15 protein-coding genes are annotated in these 16,331 nt (G+C 60.5%); 8 read left to right on the top strand and 7 right to left on the bottom strand.

The window, feature by feature from the left end:
* Positions 1-10: 10 nt before the first annotated feature.
* Positions 11-1,000 carry an oxidoreductase gene (locus VGE08_RS05635; RefSeq protein ID WP_331066871.1) on the bottom strand — a complete coding sequence of 330 codons (990 nt, stop codon included), beginning with the start codon at positions 998-1,000 and terminating at the stop codon, positions 11-13.
* A gap of 156 nt (positions 1,001-1,156) precedes the next feature.
* Entirely contained in the window at positions 1,157-1,828 is a 672-nt protein-coding gene (locus VGE08_RS05630; protein ID WP_331066870.1) for an HD domain-containing protein, read from the bottom strand.
* A 247-nt stretch (positions 1,829-2,075) separates the two neighbouring features.
* On the opposite strand from VGE08_RS05630, the gene VGE08_RS05625 reads away from it, so the two are divergent.
* Positions 2,076-2,267, top strand: coding sequence for a hypothetical protein (locus VGE08_RS05625; protein WP_331066869.1), 192 nt, complete (start codon positions 2,076-2,078; stop codon positions 2,265-2,267).
* Positions 2,264-3,136, top strand: a complete 873-nt coding sequence (locus VGE08_RS05620; protein ID WP_331066868.1) for a hypothetical protein — start codon at positions 2,264-2,266, stop codon at positions 3,134-3,136. Before VGE08_RS05625 ends, VGE08_RS05620 begins: the two co-directional genes overlap by 4 nt.
* A 12-nt stretch (positions 3,137-3,148) precedes the next feature.
* On the opposite strand, the gene VGE08_RS05615 is transcribed toward VGE08_RS05620, so the two are convergent.
* A complete protein-coding gene (locus VGE08_RS05615; RefSeq protein ID WP_331066867.1) occupies positions 3,149-3,721 on the bottom strand; it encodes a TIGR00730 family Rossman fold protein in 573 nt (190 codons plus the stop codon).
* A 192-nt stretch (positions 3,722-3,913) separates the two neighbouring features.
* Here VGE08_RS05615 and VGE08_RS05610 point away from each other — a divergent pair, with 192 nt between their 5' ends.
* Together VGE08_RS05610 and VGE08_RS05605 are read left to right on the top strand one after the other, a co-directional pair.
* Positions 3,914-4,264, top strand: coding sequence for a hypothetical protein (locus tag VGE08_RS05610; RefSeq protein ID WP_331066866.1), 351 nt, complete (start codon positions 3,914-3,916; stop codon positions 4,262-4,264).
* Positions 4,265-4,288: 24 nt separating this feature from the next.
* Complete coding sequence (locus VGE08_RS05605; protein WP_331066865.1) at positions 4,289-4,693, top strand: cupin domain-containing protein; 405 nt, start codon at positions 4,289-4,291, stop codon at positions 4,691-4,693.
* Between the two features lie 378 nt (positions 4,694-5,071).
* Here the strand turns inward: VGE08_RS05605 and VGE08_RS05600 are convergent, their stop codons facing one another.
* The 4 genes from VGE08_RS05600 to VGE08_RS05585 are packed head-to-tail and all read right to left on the bottom strand — an operon-like array spanning position 5,072 to position 8,081.
* Positions 5,072-5,821: an SDR family oxidoreductase gene (locus VGE08_RS05600; protein WP_331066864.1), complete on the bottom strand. Its 750-nt coding sequence runs from the start codon at positions 5,819-5,821 to the stop codon at positions 5,072-5,074.
* Positions 5,818-6,333: a lecithin retinol acyltransferase family protein gene (locus tag VGE08_RS05595; protein ID WP_331066863.1), complete on the bottom strand. Its 516-nt coding sequence runs from the start codon at positions 6,331-6,333 to the stop codon at positions 5,818-5,820. The genes VGE08_RS05600 and VGE08_RS05595 overlap by 4 nt, the downstream gene beginning before the upstream one ends.
* A 22-nt stretch (positions 6,334-6,355) precedes the next feature.
* Positions 6,356-7,051 (bottom strand): AraC family transcriptional regulator, encoded by a 696-nt coding sequence (locus tag VGE08_RS05590; protein ID WP_331066862.1) that lies wholly within the window; start codon positions 7,049-7,051, stop codon positions 6,356-6,358.
* A gap of 52 nt (positions 7,052-7,103) precedes the next feature.
* Positions 7,104-8,081, bottom strand: a complete 978-nt coding sequence (locus tag VGE08_RS05585) for an alpha/beta fold hydrolase (RefSeq protein ID WP_414717462.1) — start codon at positions 8,079-8,081, stop codon at positions 7,104-7,106.
* Positions 8,082-8,347: 266 nt separating this feature from the next.
* Between VGE08_RS05585 and VGE08_RS05580 the strand changes: the two genes are divergently transcribed.
* The 4 genes from VGE08_RS05580 to VGE08_RS05565 all read left to right on the top strand — a co-directional run bounded on the left by VGE08_RS05580 (position 8,348) and on the right by VGE08_RS05565 (position 16,238).
* Positions 8,348-11,305: an ATP-binding protein gene (locus tag VGE08_RS05580; protein ID WP_331066860.1), complete on the top strand. Its 2,958-nt coding sequence runs from the start codon at positions 8,348-8,350 to the stop codon at positions 11,303-11,305.
* Entirely contained in the window at positions 11,302-14,208 is a 2,907-nt protein-coding gene (locus VGE08_RS05575; RefSeq protein ID WP_331066859.1) for an ATP-binding protein, read from the top strand. The genes VGE08_RS05580 and VGE08_RS05575 overlap by 4 nt, the downstream gene beginning before the upstream one ends.
* A gap of 114 nt (positions 14,209-14,322) precedes the next feature.
* Positions 14,323-15,093, top strand: coding sequence for an alpha/beta hydrolase (locus tag VGE08_RS05570; RefSeq protein ID WP_331066858.1), 771 nt, complete (start codon positions 14,323-14,325; stop codon positions 15,091-15,093).
* A gap of 185 nt (positions 15,094-15,278) precedes the next feature.
* A complete protein-coding gene (locus VGE08_RS05565) occupies positions 15,279-16,238 on the top strand; it encodes an alpha/beta hydrolase (protein WP_331066857.1) in 960 nt (319 codons plus the stop codon).
* The last annotated feature ends 93 nt before the right edge of the window (positions 16,239-16,331 follow it).

Below are 16,331 nucleotides of genomic sequence, written 5' to 3'. Positions count from 1 at the left end.
GATCGGCCTCTCACTCGATCCGCACCCCGGTCACCTGCTCGCTCAACTTCCACAGCTTCTGTGCCGCACCTGAATCGATTGCCCAAGGTTTGACGCCCGGCTCTTTGGCATCGTCCGCCTCTGACACCCTAGCGATGTCAACATCCTCGCAGTACACACCACCATAGCCGACCAGTTGAGGGCTGGCCGCACACCACACAGCAGTCGCAGCACCTTGTTCTGCCGTCTTGAACACGCCACCTTCCGCGGCAGATTGTCCTTCCGGCACGAATCCTCGAGGTGTATCTCGCGTCAATCCGTAGCCTGCGAGATCCTCATCCGTGAGGTATCTTGAGAGCTCCGTGAGGATCGTGCCGGGATGAACCGCGAATGCACGGATGCCGCACGATTCTCCTCTACGGTCAGCTTCAACGGCAAACAAGACGTTGGCCGTCTTTGATTGTCCATATGCCCTCCAGCGATCGTATGGGCGCAGGTTGAAGTTGGGATCTTCGAACTCGACCGGCGAGAATCGGTGCCCTCGCGAGGAGAGCGCGACAATCCTGGCATTACCCGCTGCCCCGAGCAGTGACCACAGGCGTACGGTGAGCTGGAAATGACCGAGATGATTCGTTGAGAACTGGCTTTCGTACCCGCGCGCATCACGACTTAAGGGATTCGCCATGATGCCGGCGCAGTTGACCAGCATGTGAAGAGCCCCATGCCTCTCCGCGAAGCGGTCGGCGAATCCGTCAATCGACCCTGGATTCATCAGATCGAGATCGTCAACCTGCACGCGCGGTATCGTCGCAACCGATTTCCGCGCTCTGGCCGCGTTGCGCGCAGGGACGATCACGGCAGCACCGGCGCTCGCGAGCGCGCGGACCACCTCCAGCCCCAATCCCCCGTAGCCACCGGTGACGATCGCGGTCCGCTCGCGGAGATCGATGCCGCATACAACTTCCGCAGCTGTCGATGTGGCCGAGAACCCGGACTGAATAGGTTGCTGCTGACTCGTCATGCACTGGCTCGCTTATCTGAACCGTAGGATCGGGGACACTCCACCGCACCGGCGCGCAGCCTGCTTCACATTGCGCTGCTGGCACCGCCTCTTGAACCGCTTCGCTGTGCTTGTCGAGCGCACCAGAACGTGGCCACAGCCGCGGACTCCTCCGCTCTATTCCGCGAACGGGGCGTCGAATAGCAAGTCGACAGCCGAGGGGCGTCTGTATCCGGGCACGAAACGTTCACCAAAATCGTGCGCGAAATTGTCATAGGTCGTGGCGCACCGTTCTTGCACGATGCTGCATACATCGCGCGCAAACTGCTTCTTCATCTGCAGGCGAGGAAAGGTATCTACGATCTCTTCGATCTGCGACTTCAGCAAGGTCTCATAGCCCCATCCGCCCCAGTCCAATCCGATACCAGTCGTGCAGAGTGCGACCTCCGGCTCCTTGTGAAGACCGATCGACGGAGTGGAATTCAAAGCGACGCCATCCCAGATCAACTGCGCTCGCGACTCGGACATGCCTTGCCTACGGGCGAAATCCCGCGCCGCATTGGCGCCTTCGACTTCGAATCTGAGAGGCCCGCTGAAGGCCGGCATCAACCCCAAATCATGCAGCAAGATTGCGACCGCGAGCACCTCTGTGTCATGCGCCTCATTATTCGCTTGCGCCATTGCTTCCGCGAAGAGCCAGGACCTCATTGAGTGGTTGAACAGGTAAGGCGTCGAACTCTCTCGCGCAAAGTCGATGGCTCTTGCGACCAGCGGCGTATCCGGTACGGTTACGCCAGCGAGTACGCGAGTATCAATGGCAACCTGACCTGTCACGGGAATGGCGCTCATTCGTGCTCTCCTGACAATCCAATGTGTTAGCTGATGTGTATCGTCGAGCCCGCGAGTACCAATATCTTGGCGGTTTCGAGCAGCTCTTGAATGCGCGCGCCTGGAGTACAGCGAACCCACGCTCGTTGCATCGCCAGGCAGCCCCGGGCCGAAGGCCATTTTCGTTCAACGCACGCACTAGACCGTCAAGGGATTGCAGCGACTTTCCAGTAGCGTTGGCATATTCCCGTTCTCTCAGGTAGACACCATGAGTGATGAGACCGGCCATCCAGTTCCGACCAGGGTCTACACAACCAGCAACGGCCGCGCTGTCATCGAGCAGCCTCAGGGTTCAATCGTGCTTGTTTCCGCCGCTCAGATAGTCGCCGTCATCAACGAACTGCATGCGTGCTACGACTACTGCGCCACATGGAAGGAGCCGAGCGAGCCGGCGTCATGAGCAGACCCATACACATCCTGCTGCAAACCACTATCGAGTACACCGCGAACGATTGGCACATCGGTCGCTTTTCGATGCTGCGCGAGTACCTGATGTCGCTGCAAGGCGAAGACGGCCAATCCCTGTTCAACGTTACGGCGCGAGACCGCGATCCCATCGGAACCGCGGACTCGGTGCTATCGGCGCTCGATCGGTCGAGCTTCGATCAACTCTGGCTGTTCGCCGTCGATACGGGCGACGGCCTCCACGTTGACGATCTGATGGGAATCCAGCGATTCTGGCAACGAGGCGGCGGCCTCATGATTGCCCGCGATCACATGGATCTTGGCTGTTCCATCTGTGAACTCGGTTTGATCGGTGCCGCAAATATCTTCCACTCGCACAATGCAATCAGCCCTGTTCCTCCGCCCGACGACCGCGGAACCGGGCACATTCTTTGGCCAAACTTCCACTCCGGCGCCAACGGAGATTTCCAGCGCATCCGGGCGGAACTCCCGGTGCATCCCATCATGCTCGATCCCAACGCCGAGAGCGGCACGGTGATGTATCTGCCCGCCCATCCGCACGAAGGAGCTGTGATGCCCCCACCGTTGGAAGCGGGCGCACGCGTCATCGCGACAGGCAGAAGTCGCATGAGCGGACTGCGATTCAACATCGCAGTGGCTTTCGAGGGCTCGCAAGATCACGGCCCAGCCTTGACGCAGTCGACCTTTCACCACTTCGCCGACTACAACTGGGATCCAAATCGCGGCAGTCCGGATTTTGTCACCGAGACGCCAGGAGGCAATCTTCCGGCCACGCCCGAAGCAGTGGCTTCCGTCCATTGCTATGTTCGCAACCTCGCATCCTGGCTGGCCGGCCGCCTGTAGCCACCGGCACGATCACATCCATTTGGGCTCGATGGACGGACGGTGGATCTCCATCCGCTGAAGCAGCGAACCCACGTCTGAGTCCGTCAGGAATAGCGATCGATTGTTGGCGCTCAGTAAACCTCGATACACGGCTACCTCCAGAAATTCAAGCAGAGCGTCATAGTAGCCATTCACGTTCAGTAGACCGCAGGGTTTGGAGTGCAGTCCCAACTGGGCCCAGGTCAATGCCTCAAAGAACTCATCGATTGTCCCCAGGCTGCCGGGCATCGCAATGAAGCCGTCGGATAGCTCTGCCATGGTCTGCTTTCGTTCATGCATCGATGCAGTGACTGTCAGGCGCGTCAAGCCCGGATGCGCCACTTCCTTTGCGATCAGGAACTGAGGCATCACGCCGACTACTGTGCCCCCGCAGTGTAACGCGGCATCTGCTACCGCACCCATGAGCCCCACGCTCGCTCCGCCGTACACCAACGTGTAGCCACGCATTGCCAGCATGGTACCTAGACTTCGAGCGGCATGAGCAAACGCCGGATCGAAACCAAGACTCGAGCCTGCAAAGACACAGATGGATTTTGCACGCATTTCGCTGCCCTCAGATGTGCTGCACCAATTCTTCAGGAGCTCTGTGACTGATGCTTGATGATCTCGCGCACCACAGGAACCGAAGTGACGCAGAGAGCGGGCAATCGCTATTCAAGTCGCGAACGTATTCATCAAGCCTTTGACGCCGTTTCATCGAACAATCCTTGCGCCATCCCGACCAAGGACCGCCGCATGAGTCTCGCTGCTGATCGATCCTGCTTTGCGGACCGAGACGTCACCGTGATCTGCACCTCCCTGACCAAGTGGTACGACGCTCACGCATCTGTACGGCGTTTGTGGGCGATCGAGGAGGGCTCGGTGCTCACAGTGTATGTTTCTCTCGAACCGAGCTCCGATGGAGATGACGCCCTGCCCGTGTGGCTCGCCATGAAACACGAATGGAGCAGCGACCTTGCATCCATGCTCCCACGTGAGATTGAACTGAGATTCGCAGCCGCCGACGTTCTCTCACCTTCATGCCTCAGCGGCAATGCCGCGGTCATTGCAGACGTGAACTGGCGGGAATCCTGGAGCTTCTCCTAACTTTCTTTTAGCGAGGATTACACCATGCTCAGCCCGAAACGCATCGCCGCCGTCATTGCGCTCGCTTCGAGCACCCTGATCTCACCTCCCGGACACACTGCAGGTGACATTGCAGTCCACGAACTCGTCACGAAATCGCTGCAGGAGTTTCCGGGCAAGGAGGTACTGATGATCACGGTGACCTACGCTCCAGGTGCCGCTGATCCCATTCATCGTCACGATGCCCACGGTTTCATCTACGTCTTGGAAGGATCGATCGTCATGCAGGTCAAGGGCGGTAAGGAAGTGACTCTGAATCCCGGCGAGACCTTCTACGAGGGCCCCAGCGACCTGCATATCGTAGGCAGGAACGCAAGCAACGCGGTCCCAGCGAAATTCCTCGTCGTCCTGGTGAAGAATGTGGGCGCACCTGTTTTCACCGTCGAATGACTATCGTTCGATGCTCGCCACACAGTCAAAGCAGTCGATCTGAAATGGGGCAGGCCATGCATAGCGAAAGACGAACGGAGCCGCACCTACAACTGGATAAGGACAACGAGTGGCTCGACGAAGCGCTACGCGACACATTTCCTGCCAGCGATCCGATACCTTCGTTTCATAAAAAGCCCGAGATGGCGCATCGGAGCGGTGAGTCCTCGTACAGACATAGCGGCTCGATGCGCGTCGACGACGATTGAACTGGCCCTGTGCCCTTGCCGGCGCGCCCGAGGCTCGAGCGTGCCGAAAATCTGTCAACCTGTTGTGTTCTGGCAATCCAATTGAGCCCTCGCGGTGAGTCCGTGATGTCGTGTTCTGACGAAGAATCAATCACACCAACGTGAAACCACCGTCGATGTGGAACACCTGGCCTGTGACCCAGTCGGCATCTCGGCTGGCCAGCGCTACGATCCAGCGCGCGATGTCCTCGGGCACTCCTCTGCGACCCATCGGAATGACAGCGCGCTCCTGAGCCATGACTGCCTCGGCTTGTTCACGCGAGAGGCCCATGCGCGCCTCCAGGAAATCGCTCTCTACCGGCCCCGAGGCGATAGCGTTCACTCTCACGCGCTGTGGCGCAAGCTCCAATGCCCAGCATCGAGTCAGTTGTTCAAGAGCAGCTTTGCTGGCGCAGTAGTTGGCAAAGCCGGCCACCGGCTTGGTGGCGAGCGAGCTCGAAATGTTGATGATCGATCCACTGGATTCGATCAGGTAGGGCACGGCTGCGGCAGCCAGGAGCGTCGGTCCGACGGTATTCACCGCGTAAACACCATTTGCATACTCCGCGGTCGTCTCCACGAGAGGCTTCGGCAGTCCCGCACCTGCATTGTTGACCAGCACGTCCACCCGCCCCCACAACTCGGCGGCTTTCGCTATCGTGCGTTGCGCATCGTCAGGATCGGCGACATCCGCAACCAGGTGCTCGATGCGGCCCTCGACTCGGGAGATTTCCTCGAGCCGAGATGCACGGCGCCCCGTAATGAGAACGTGCGCCCCTTCGACGGCAAATGCTCTGGCTGCCGCAAGTCCAATGCCCGCAGCACCGCCGGTAATAATCACCACTTCGTCTTTGCGGCTCATGGATTGAATCCTCTCGATGAGAATAGATACGACAAACCGGTGGTGAGCAACGCTCGCACATGCGTCGCGCGATCTTGAATGCCGCGCACGAGGCGCAGCGGCGAACTCATACAGTGCAGCAGGCTATCGACTTGATAGCTTCTCTGTTCCGCATGCACACACCACTGGCAGAAGTGCTCGCAGTTGTTCGTGAGAACGTGATAACTATCTTCGCCAATGCGAGACATCGCACGTTGGACGATCTCTGTCGGGTCGAAATGGGGCGCGGCTTCGGCGAGAATCCGCAGTGGACGTCCTCGCGCAAAGCGCTCGATCGAAACGGCTTCCACGGACCCGACACGCAAACCACGCTCAAGTCCGCGGTAGTGCACGACGCGACCGCCGCCGACATAGATACCGTGATGCGTGTAGCACGCCCGCGGGCTCACAACGTGAGCGCCGGGACGAAGCGCCGTTACCGGCCAACGATGGCCATCCGGATCGCGTACTTCACTATGCTTGCCACTGTTCACGGATCTATTCCTGCGTGCAGAGTCACACACTCACCGGCTCACCCAGGCGCGCTCGCCGCCAGGCACTCGGGCTTTCTCCGACAACTCGCCGAAACAGCCTGCAAAGGTGCGCCTGATCGGCCAACCCGCAGTCCAGTGCAATGGCACTCAGCGGAGCGCTGGTCGACAGCATCAGTCCCTGAGCGCGCTCCACGCGCCGCCGAATCACATATTCATGAGGCGGCTCACCGAAGCTGTTGCGAAAGGCCCGGCCGAAATGTGATGCATTCAATCGCGCGATCGCGGCGAGCTCTTCGTTGCGGATCGATCGATCGAGATTGGCATCGATATAGCTTGTTACCTTCCGGATCTGCCACGGCGCCAAGCCGCCTCGAGGTTGTTCACTGCCAGCAAGAGATCTCGTCTCTCCCATCTGTCGCAGAATGTCGGCCGCGCGCCGCAAGCTGTCTTCGGCGGTACCGCGTTCGTCATCCAGTGCGCTGCGGATAGCACTGCACAACTCCGCTATCGCCGTTCTTACGAACGAGAAGCCATGTTTTGCGAGCGGATCAGCGTCCTTGGTGGCTCGTGCTGACACCTGCAATAATTGGCTTGGATCGTCCGGCGGTACCGCATCCACGGCGGCCTTGGACGGGCCGGCATAGCGCCGGCCTGCCTCTGCGTCGCATGCAGCAGGAACGAGGCCCACAAGCGCGATTGGAATGGATGAGTTGTCCATGAGTCACTCCGAGGAATGTCGACATCTGTGACCGCTCGCCGCAAACGCAGCCTCAGCCGCGAAGGAAGGCCAGCAGATCGGCGTTGATTTGATCCTGATGCGTCACGGTCAGCCCGTGCGGTGCGCGCGGGTAGTAGATCGCCTTGACGCTCCTGAGAAGCTTCTCCGCCTTCTTCGCGGAGTCGTGGACCGGAACGATCTGATCATCCTCGCCGTGCATGAGCAGTGTCGGGATGTCGATCTTCTTTAGGTCATCGGTGAAGTCCGTCTCCGAGAATGCCTTGATGCACTCGTACGCATTCTTCAGTCCCGCCTGCATGCTCCAGAGCCAGAACTGATCCAGCGTTCCCTGCGATAGGTTGGCGCCGTCGCGGTTCACCCCGAAGAATGGAACAGCGAAATCCTTGTAGAACTGGGAGCGATCTTTGATCAGCGACGCGCGCAATCCATCGAACAGGTCGATCGGCAAACCTTCCGGATTCGCGGCGGTCTTGAGCATGATCGGCGGCACAGCTCCGATGAGCACCGCCTTGGCTGCTCGCTTGGTGCCGTGACGCGCCAGATAGCGCACCACCTCACCGCCGCCCGTTGAGTGGCCGACCAGCGTGATGTTCTTGAGATCGAGCGTTTCAATGACAGCCGCCAGATCGTCGGCGTAGCCGTTCATGTCGTTATTCGATGAGGCTTGTTCAGAACGGCCGTGGCCGCGACGGTCGTGTGCGACGACACGAAAGCCGTTCTGTGCGAGAAACTGCATCTGTCCGTCCCAAGCGTCTGCGTTGAGCGGCCAGCCATGCGAGAAGGTGACGACGGGACCGCGGCCCCAGTCCTTGTAGTAGATCTGGGTGCCGTCTTTGGCGGTGATCATGTTCACGGGATGGTTTCCTTTGGAGTGGGAAGAAGGTGCGGGCTTCTGCTGCGACGTGCCGGCCACGGCGGCAGCAGATAACCCGGCCGTGGCCGCACCCATAACACCGGCCGCGAGCACATCACGCCGACTTGCGGTGCCGGAAGAGAAAGGTGTGTTCATCAAGCTTCTCCTTGGGTGGGGATCCGGTATCGATGTGTGGAGCGACTTTCCCATCAAGTCGCGGCGGACCCAAGTTCAGCGGTGTTAATCCGCGCAAAGGACCGCACTTCCCTCCATTCACGCGTGCATGATTGACACTGGTGCATCGGGTCGATCGTCTCAGCGCACGAGTTTCAGTGAACGCTTACCAACACGCCGGGAATTCGTTACTCTCACTCTCAGCTGCGACGCACATCCCGACCCTCAGCTTCCCAAGGTCATTAGCGATGCATGGCTCGGACAGCGGGATCGCATCGTTCGGACGCTTCCGGTTGTCGCCGGCAACGCGTCAAATCGAACGCGACGGCGTACCACTCGCGTTAGGCGACCGTGCGCTCGACATTCTGATCGTACTGGTCGAACGCGCAGGCGAGATCGTCAGTCAGCGTGAGCTGATGTCGCGTGTGTGGCGGGATCTCGTCGTCACTCCGGGAAACCTTCGAGTTCACATGAGCGCCCTGCGCAAGGCGCTTGGTGACGGCGAAGGCGGTGATCGCTATATCGAGAACGTGACCGGTCAGGGCTATTGTTTTGTCGCGCAGATCACTCGCGAGAGTGCTGCTGTCTTGTTACCGCGTCGTGCGGCGTTCCCCGATATTGCCAGCAAGCGGCTCGTCCTGCCGTCGAGACTCGCACGGATGGTCGGCCGTGAACAGGTCGTGCGCTCGATCAGTGACGATCTCATTGCCGAGCGATTCGTGACCATCATCGGTCCCGGAGGCATGGGTAAGACGACGGTCGCTATCGCCGTCGCCCACGCCCTTCTCGAAGCGTTCTCAGGCGGGGTGTGCTTCGTCGACATCGGTGCGGTTGTAGATGCAAACCTGGTCGCCGCGACGATTGCCGCTTCGCTGGGTCTATCGCTCCAGACCGCAGACGCAGTCCCCACTCTGCTGGAATACCTGCGAACGTTGCGGTTCCTGCTCGTGATCGACAATTGCGAGCACGTCATCGATACGATCGCCACGTTGGCCGAAACGATCTTCAAGGGAGCTCCCGAGGTTCACATTCTCGCCACGAGTCGCGAAGCGTTGCGGGTCGAAGGCGAGCACATCTACTGGCTGCCCCCCCTCGCGAGCCCCTCGCCGCAGTCCAGCCTGAAAGCCACGAACGTGCTCGCCTTCCCTGCGGTGCAGCTGTTCATGGAGCGTGCAGCCGCCAGCGGCTATCGTTTGGGCCTGGACGACGAGAATGCGCCGATCGTGGCCGCCATCTGCGGCAGGCTCGAAGGAATCCCGCTCGCGATCGAGCTCGCCGGAGGGCGTGCGGGCAGTCACGGCATCGAAGTAACGGCGGATCTCCTGAACAGGAATCTCGGCCTCGACTGGCACGGACGACGCACCGCTCTTCCCCGTCATCAGACACTGCGCGCCTTGCTCGACTGGAGCTACGGCCTACTTCCAGACGTGGAGCAACTTGCGCTGCGCCGGCTATCGGTATTCATTGGTGCATTCACCGTCGAGGCCGCCTGCGCCGTCGTCCACGGCGTACAGGCAGATGAGGCAATCTTCAATGCCTTGGACGCCTTGGTCGCCAAATCTCTCGTGTCCGCGCTGGCCGGCGGATCCGGTTCGGAACGCTATAGGCTTCTCGAAACCACTCGAATCTACGCTCGGGAGAAGCTGCAACAGAGCGACGATGGTTCCATTACTGGGCGACGCCATGCAGAGTATTTCTCGAAGCTGCTCGATTTACACCATGGCGGACTGATCGACCTGGAGTACACGGGCCGCGCGCACGCGTTGCGTGAGCATCTTGGCAACGTACGCGCTGCGCTCGAGTGGTGCTTCTCTCAGGGTGAGAAGGTTGCAACTCCACCGCTTGCCATCGACCTTGCCGCTGCCGCCGCCCCGGTGTTCTTCGAGCTGTCCTTGTTGAGCGAATCCTACAAGTGGAGCGCTGCAGGCCTCGCCGCGCTCGATGAGTCCATGCGCGGCGGTAGGCGCGAGATGCTGCTTCAAAGCACCTGGGCGATCTCAGCTATGTGGACCGGAGACAGCAGCGATGACGTGCTGGCCGCCATCGCGCGTGGACTGCAGCTCGCGTCTCCGCTCGATGAGCCGACGCAGCGCCTGCGCATGCTAGTGACACGGCACCTCTTTCTGACCCGTCTCGGCGACTTTCGCGGCGCGCTCTCAGCTGCGGAGGAATGGGATGCTGCCGCGAAGCAGGCCGGCGATGTGACTTGCCTTGCGATATCCGACCTGCTCCAAGGCGTTGCTCAACACTGGCGAGGGGATCAGGCAGTGGCGAGACGGCTTTTCGACGCGGGGTTCGCACGCGCGGGCGAACGCAATCTCCAGTTGTGCGGCAATGACCATCGCGTGCGCGGATTGATTGTGCTATCCCGCACCTTGTGGCTCTCCGGCCTTCCCGAGCGCGCGATGCAGACTGCCCAGCAGGCCGTCGCAACGGCAATGAGATCCGGCAAGCCTCTCGAAACTTGCTTCGCGCTGCTTTACACGACGCCTGTGTACTTGTGGTGCGGCCATTGGGACGCGGCACAGGACGGCCTGGAGCAACTCGTCAACCACACTCATTGGCCCATGCTGAAGCCGTTCCACTCGAGCGCAGCTGCGATGCAAGGGGCATTGCTGATCGGACGCGAAGAGACGGAGCAAGGGACTTCCATGGTTCAAGCAGCGCTACGTAAGATGAAAGACGAACGACTGAACGTGGTCCGGTCGCTCGCCGCGTGCTGGATGACGGAAGGCTTGCGAACCATGGGAAGCGCCGAGGACGCGCTCTCTATCATACGTACCGCCCGACGCGATTGCGTGCGCAACGGAGAGGGCGCGCTCCTGCCGGAGCTGTTGCGCATGCAAGCGCAAGTTCTCCTTTCAATCTCCCGGGAAAACGAAGCGCGCGCGGTGCGCCTTCTGGTTCGCTCCTGCCGAGTCGCACGTCGGCAATCCGCTCGGTCGTGGGAGTTGCGATCAGCCATGACCCTGGCACGCATTAGAATCCAAAGTGGCGACTGCGAGCAGGCGCGGCAATTGCTTGCGACGATCTATGATCAGTTCACCGAAGGTTTCGAAACTCGAGACCTCAAAGCAGCCGCGGAGATGTTGCGAGCCCTTGATGGCACTTGCGAATTCGACCCGTTAGTCGACTACGAAAGTCGCGGAGTCGACGACTCACCTTCCGGGGTCCACGGCACGTCCTTCTCGGGTTCTTCGCCATGAGCGGCTCGGACCGAGGGATCGTATCGTTTGGACCTTTCCGACTGTCGCCAGCGACGCGCACGCTCGAACGTGACGGCATTGCGATCGCATTGGGAGATCGTGCGCTCGACATCCTGATCGCGCTCGTGGAACACGCTGGTCAGATCGTCAGCCAGAAGGAATTGATGTCGCGTGTATGGCGCGATCTCGTAGTGAGCCCCGGCAATTTGCGTGTGCATATGGCAGCGCTACGCAAGGCGCTCGACGCCGCCGACAGTGGCGCGTCCTACATCGAGAACGTCGTCGGTCAGGGCTACTGTTTCGTCGCGCCAGTCACCCGGGTGGGCACACCAGCAATCGTGCTCGAGGTCCCACGGGCCTTCCCCTCAGTTGTGCCGCGACCTCTGCCATTGGCGCTCAACCGAATGGTCGGTCGCGATGAAACCGTCCGCACGATCGCTGCCGACCTTCGCACAGATCGTTTCGTGACGATCGTCGGTGCGGGAGGTATGGGCAAGACGACCGTTGCTGTATCAGTGGCCCATGCAATGAAAGATGAGTTCGGCGGAAGCGTATGCTTCGTCGACTTCGGAGCCATCACGGATGCATCGCTGCTGCCGACAACGGTAGCCTCGACCCTGGGCCTTGCGAGTCAGAGCGTCGACGCGCTGACCACCCTGATGGCGTTCCTGCAAAACGCACGGCTGCTGCTGGTCCTGGACAATTGCGAGCACGTCATCGACGCAGCTGCCTCTTTGGCCGAAGTGATCTGCAGTCAGGCACCACAGGTGCATATCCTGACCACCAGCCGCGAAGCGCTACGCGTCGAGGGGGAACACGCGCACTGGCTGCGTCCTCTCGAGAGCCCACCCCCCGAGATATCTCTCAGTGCGGAGGCTGCGCTCGAGTTCCCCGCGATCAAATTGTTTGTCGAGCGCGCAACTGCGTCGGACAGTCGCTTCAGACTCACGGACGAGAATGCTTCGATGGTCGCCGATATTTGCCGCAGACTGGATGGCATCGCCCTCGCGCTCGAGTTGGTCGCGGGACGAATTGCCACGTATGGGCTCGAAGGAACAGTCGATCTTCTGGACAAAAGACTCGGCCTGCACTGGCAAGGCCGCAGAACAGCCTTACCACGCCACAAGACACTATACGCACTGCTCGATTGGAGCTACGGCCTGTTGCCGCCTTTCGAGCAACGCGTTCTTCGTGGGCTGTCGATCTTTGTTGGTCCGTTCACTCTCGAAGCAGCGCAGGCGACGCTGCCTGAAGCTGACCAGGACATAGCCGCCATTGCGATTGCGCTCGACTCTCTGATCGCGAAATCGCTGGTCGCCACATACCGGGCACCTGAGGGGACCACACACTACCGGCTCCTGGAAACGACGCGTATCCATGCGTCGGAGCGGCTGGAGCAGATGAACGATATCGATGCAGTCGCGGAGCGACATGCACGCTACTTCGCGGAACTGCTGGGCTCGCGGCCGCCGCAGTTCAACCATGAACACCTCGGCAACTTGCGCGCGGCGCTTGACTGGTGCTTCAGCGATCGCCCGGGGGCATCGATTCCAGCAAGAATCGAGACGGGGATCGATCTGGCCGCTGCCTCGGTCGCCACTCTCCTGCACTTCTCGTTGTGGAATGAGTGCCATTCCTGGAGCAAAGCCGCGCTGGCGCGTTTGACCCAGGCATCGCACATCGATAAAAAGGAACTCGTGCTGCAGGAGGCGCTCGCCATCGCTTCGATGTACACCGGCGCTCCAGGTCTACACGCTGTAATCGTGCGTGGCATCGAGATGGCGCGGGAACTTGCCGAAACAGCTGTTCTATTGCGGCTGCTTGCCTCGCTGCATTTCTACTCACATCGTGTGACGGACTTCCGCGCCTCCTTGGCGATCAGCGAAGAGATCGAAACAGTCGCGAGATCGACCGACGATGTAATCGCGTGGGCCATCGCGGACTGGCTGCGTGGATCTTCTCAGTATTGCCTGGGCAATCAACAGACCGCCTTGCAACTCTTCGAGCGCGGCTTCACGCATGGCGGCGATCACTACGCGGCGGATGCTCAGCAGCTCGGCATCTACTATCGTTCGCGCGGCCTGATCGGCCTCGCCCGTGTGCGATGGCTGTGCGGTTACCCTGATCAGGCTCTGCAGACGGCCAAACAGGCCCTTGAAGAGTCGGCGGCAACTTCTGCAGCCAATCGCAGCTATGCGTTGCTCGTCGTATGCCATGTCTTCCTATGGCGCGGCGATCTGGATACTGCACTGGAAGTGATTGGACGAGTGTTGGCCCAGCCACACTGGCAGGGCCGTCTCGTGTGGTTCCACACAGAAGCATTGGCACTGAAGGGCGAAGTCCTGATTCGTCGCGGCAACCTGGCGGAAGGCATCGAGCTGATCAGCAGCGCCCTCGCCGACATGAAGACCAAGAATCAGAAAAACCTCATGCTCACGGTCACCGCCTGCGCACTCGCCGAGGGTCTGGGTGCCGCCGGTCAGGTCGAAGAAGGGCTGGCCGTCATCACCGACGTACTCACACACGCGCCAGGCAACGCAGAAACCTGGGAGGCGCCGGAACTGCTACGCGTTCGCGCCAGCCTCTTGATGGCAACTACTCAACCAGAGGAAATTGAGGCCGAGCGGTGCCTCACGCGTTCACTCGAGCTGTCCCGTCAGCAGAAGGCCAGAGGCTGGGAGCTTCGAGCCGCCACAACCCTGGCCCAGCTCAAATCGCGCCAAGGACTTGTTGAGGAGGCATGCGACATTTTGGCCACGGTCTACGCTCAGTTCACGGAGGGATTCGACACCCGCGATCTGCGGACTGCCCGTGAGTTGCTGAATCAATTCGGGTCGGCGTTGGCTGCAAGCGCTGCGCGCTCTGCTGACCTGCAACGCCGAGCAGACCCATCTCTCCCGTAGCTCCCTTCGCGGCGGCGGCGCAGATCGTTCAACCCACATCGCTCGCCTTCAAGCTTTCCCCCTCCCGAAGCGGAACACTGCGCCGCAGACAGTCCGATCACGAGGAGACATCGCATGAAGAGTTCATTTGCCGCCACCTTGCTCGGGTTACTCGCAGCAACAGGCGCTACAGCAGAACCGGCGAAGCCGACCATCGTCCTGGTCCACGGCGCCTTCGCCGATTCGTCGAGTTGGAATGGCGTAATCGAGATCCTGGAGAAGGATGGCTTTCCAGTCGTCGCGGTCGCGAATCCCTTGCGCGGTGTCGCCAGCGATGCACGATATGTCGCGGATATCGTCAAAGGACTGAACACGCCGGTCGTGCTTGTCGGTCACTCGTATGGAGGCTCTGTCATCAGCTCTGTGGAGCTCGCGGCGAACAACGTGACTGCACTGGTGTATGTCGCTGCCTTCGCACCTGATGCTGGCGAAACGGCCGCTGGACTTTCAGGGAAGTTTCCTGGCAGCACCTTGGGGCCCGCCCTCGCCACACCTGTTGTCTTATCTGGCGGAGGAAACGACCTGTACATTCAGCAGGCTCGGTTCCACGACCAATTCGCGGCGGACGTTCCTGCATCCGTAGCAGCAACCATGGCAGTCGGCCAGCGACCCATCACCGAAGCAGCACTCAATGAGGCCGCGAGCGAACCGACCTGGAAGTCCGTTCCGTCGTGGTTCGTCTACGGCAATGAGGACAAGAACATCCCGCCCAAGGCCATTGCGTTCATGGCCGAGCGCGCCAAGTCCAGGAAGACTGTAGTGGTGAATGGCGCTTCGCATGTCGTGATGGTTTCCCATCCCGAAGCGGTAGCGAAGTTGATTGAACGCGCAGCCGACGGCCGCTAGTTCTCGCTTTCCAAACTCCTCCCCTCCGGCAACGTCGCCAACGCGGGGAGGCAGAGGGGTGATCGCGCTGATGTACGTTTCCTCACTGAAATCTGACTTCATTCACTATGCTCACACGCGCTTCAGGCAAGGCAGTCGACCCCATCCGACGTCGCCTACTGCATGTCGCATCCACAGCCCTTGCAATGATCCCGATGACTGCGATGACGATCCGTGCCGCGACTTCACGCGGTTCACCCGCCGCTTTCGGCCCTCGCCGCCAGATCGACGCAGGCGATCTCAACATCGGCTACGTTGATGTCGGGCCGCGTGATGGACAGCCAGTGATCCTTTTGCATGGCTGGCCGTACGACATCCACAGCTATGCCGACGTGGCGCCGCTGCTCGCCGCGAAAGGGTGCCGGGTCATCGTTCCTTATCTGCGCGGCTTCGGCACGACATGCTTTCGATCCAGCCGCGCTTTGCGCAACGGCCAGCAGGCTGCACTCGCGGTCGACGTCATTGCACTGATGGATGCATTGGGTCTTAAGCAAGCTGTACTCGGTGGATTCGACTGGGGTGCCCGCGCCGCCAACTGCGTCGCGGCGCTATGGCCTGAGCGCTGCAGCGCGATGGTCTCCGTGAGCGGTTACCTGATTGGCAACCGCGAAGCCGGAGCGAAACCACTGCTACCGAAAGCAGAGCTCACCTGGTGGTACCAGTTCTACTTCGCCACCGAGCGTGGCCGTGCGGGCTACGCAGCCAATAGACGCGAGTTCGCGAAGCTGATCTGGGAACTAGCATCGCCAGAATGGGACTTCGACGAGCCCACGTTCGATCTCTCCGCCTCCGCGCTGGACAATCCAGATCACGTCGACGTCGTCATCCATAACTATCGATGGAGAATCAGGGCGGCGCCCGGCGAAACGCGGTACGACGCCCTTGAAGCGCAGCTCGCGACGAGTCCTTCCATCTCTGTTCCAACCATTACCCTCGAAGGCGACGCAAACCGCGCACCACATCCCGAACGCACCTCTTACGCACGGAAATTCACCGGCGAGTATGAGCACCGGCCGATCAAGGGCGGCATCGGTCATAACCTCCCACAGGAAGCACCGCAGGCATTCGCAGATGCCGTCCTCGATCTCGCGGGTGGGCGCGTTTAGCATCCCTCTACGAATGCTGGCGATTCGATCCTACCCATCTGGGCGGCGTGAGCGTTCCCGCGCGCCCGACTGCACTCACCAACCAACTTAGCG

Source organism: Steroidobacter sp., from assembly GCF_036406195.1.
Classification (GTDB): Bacteria; Pseudomonadota; Gammaproteobacteria; order Steroidobacterales; family Steroidobacteraceae; genus Steroidobacter.
Note: the sequence above shows the minus strand (reverse complement) of the source record. Positions and strands in the feature narration are given on the sequence as shown.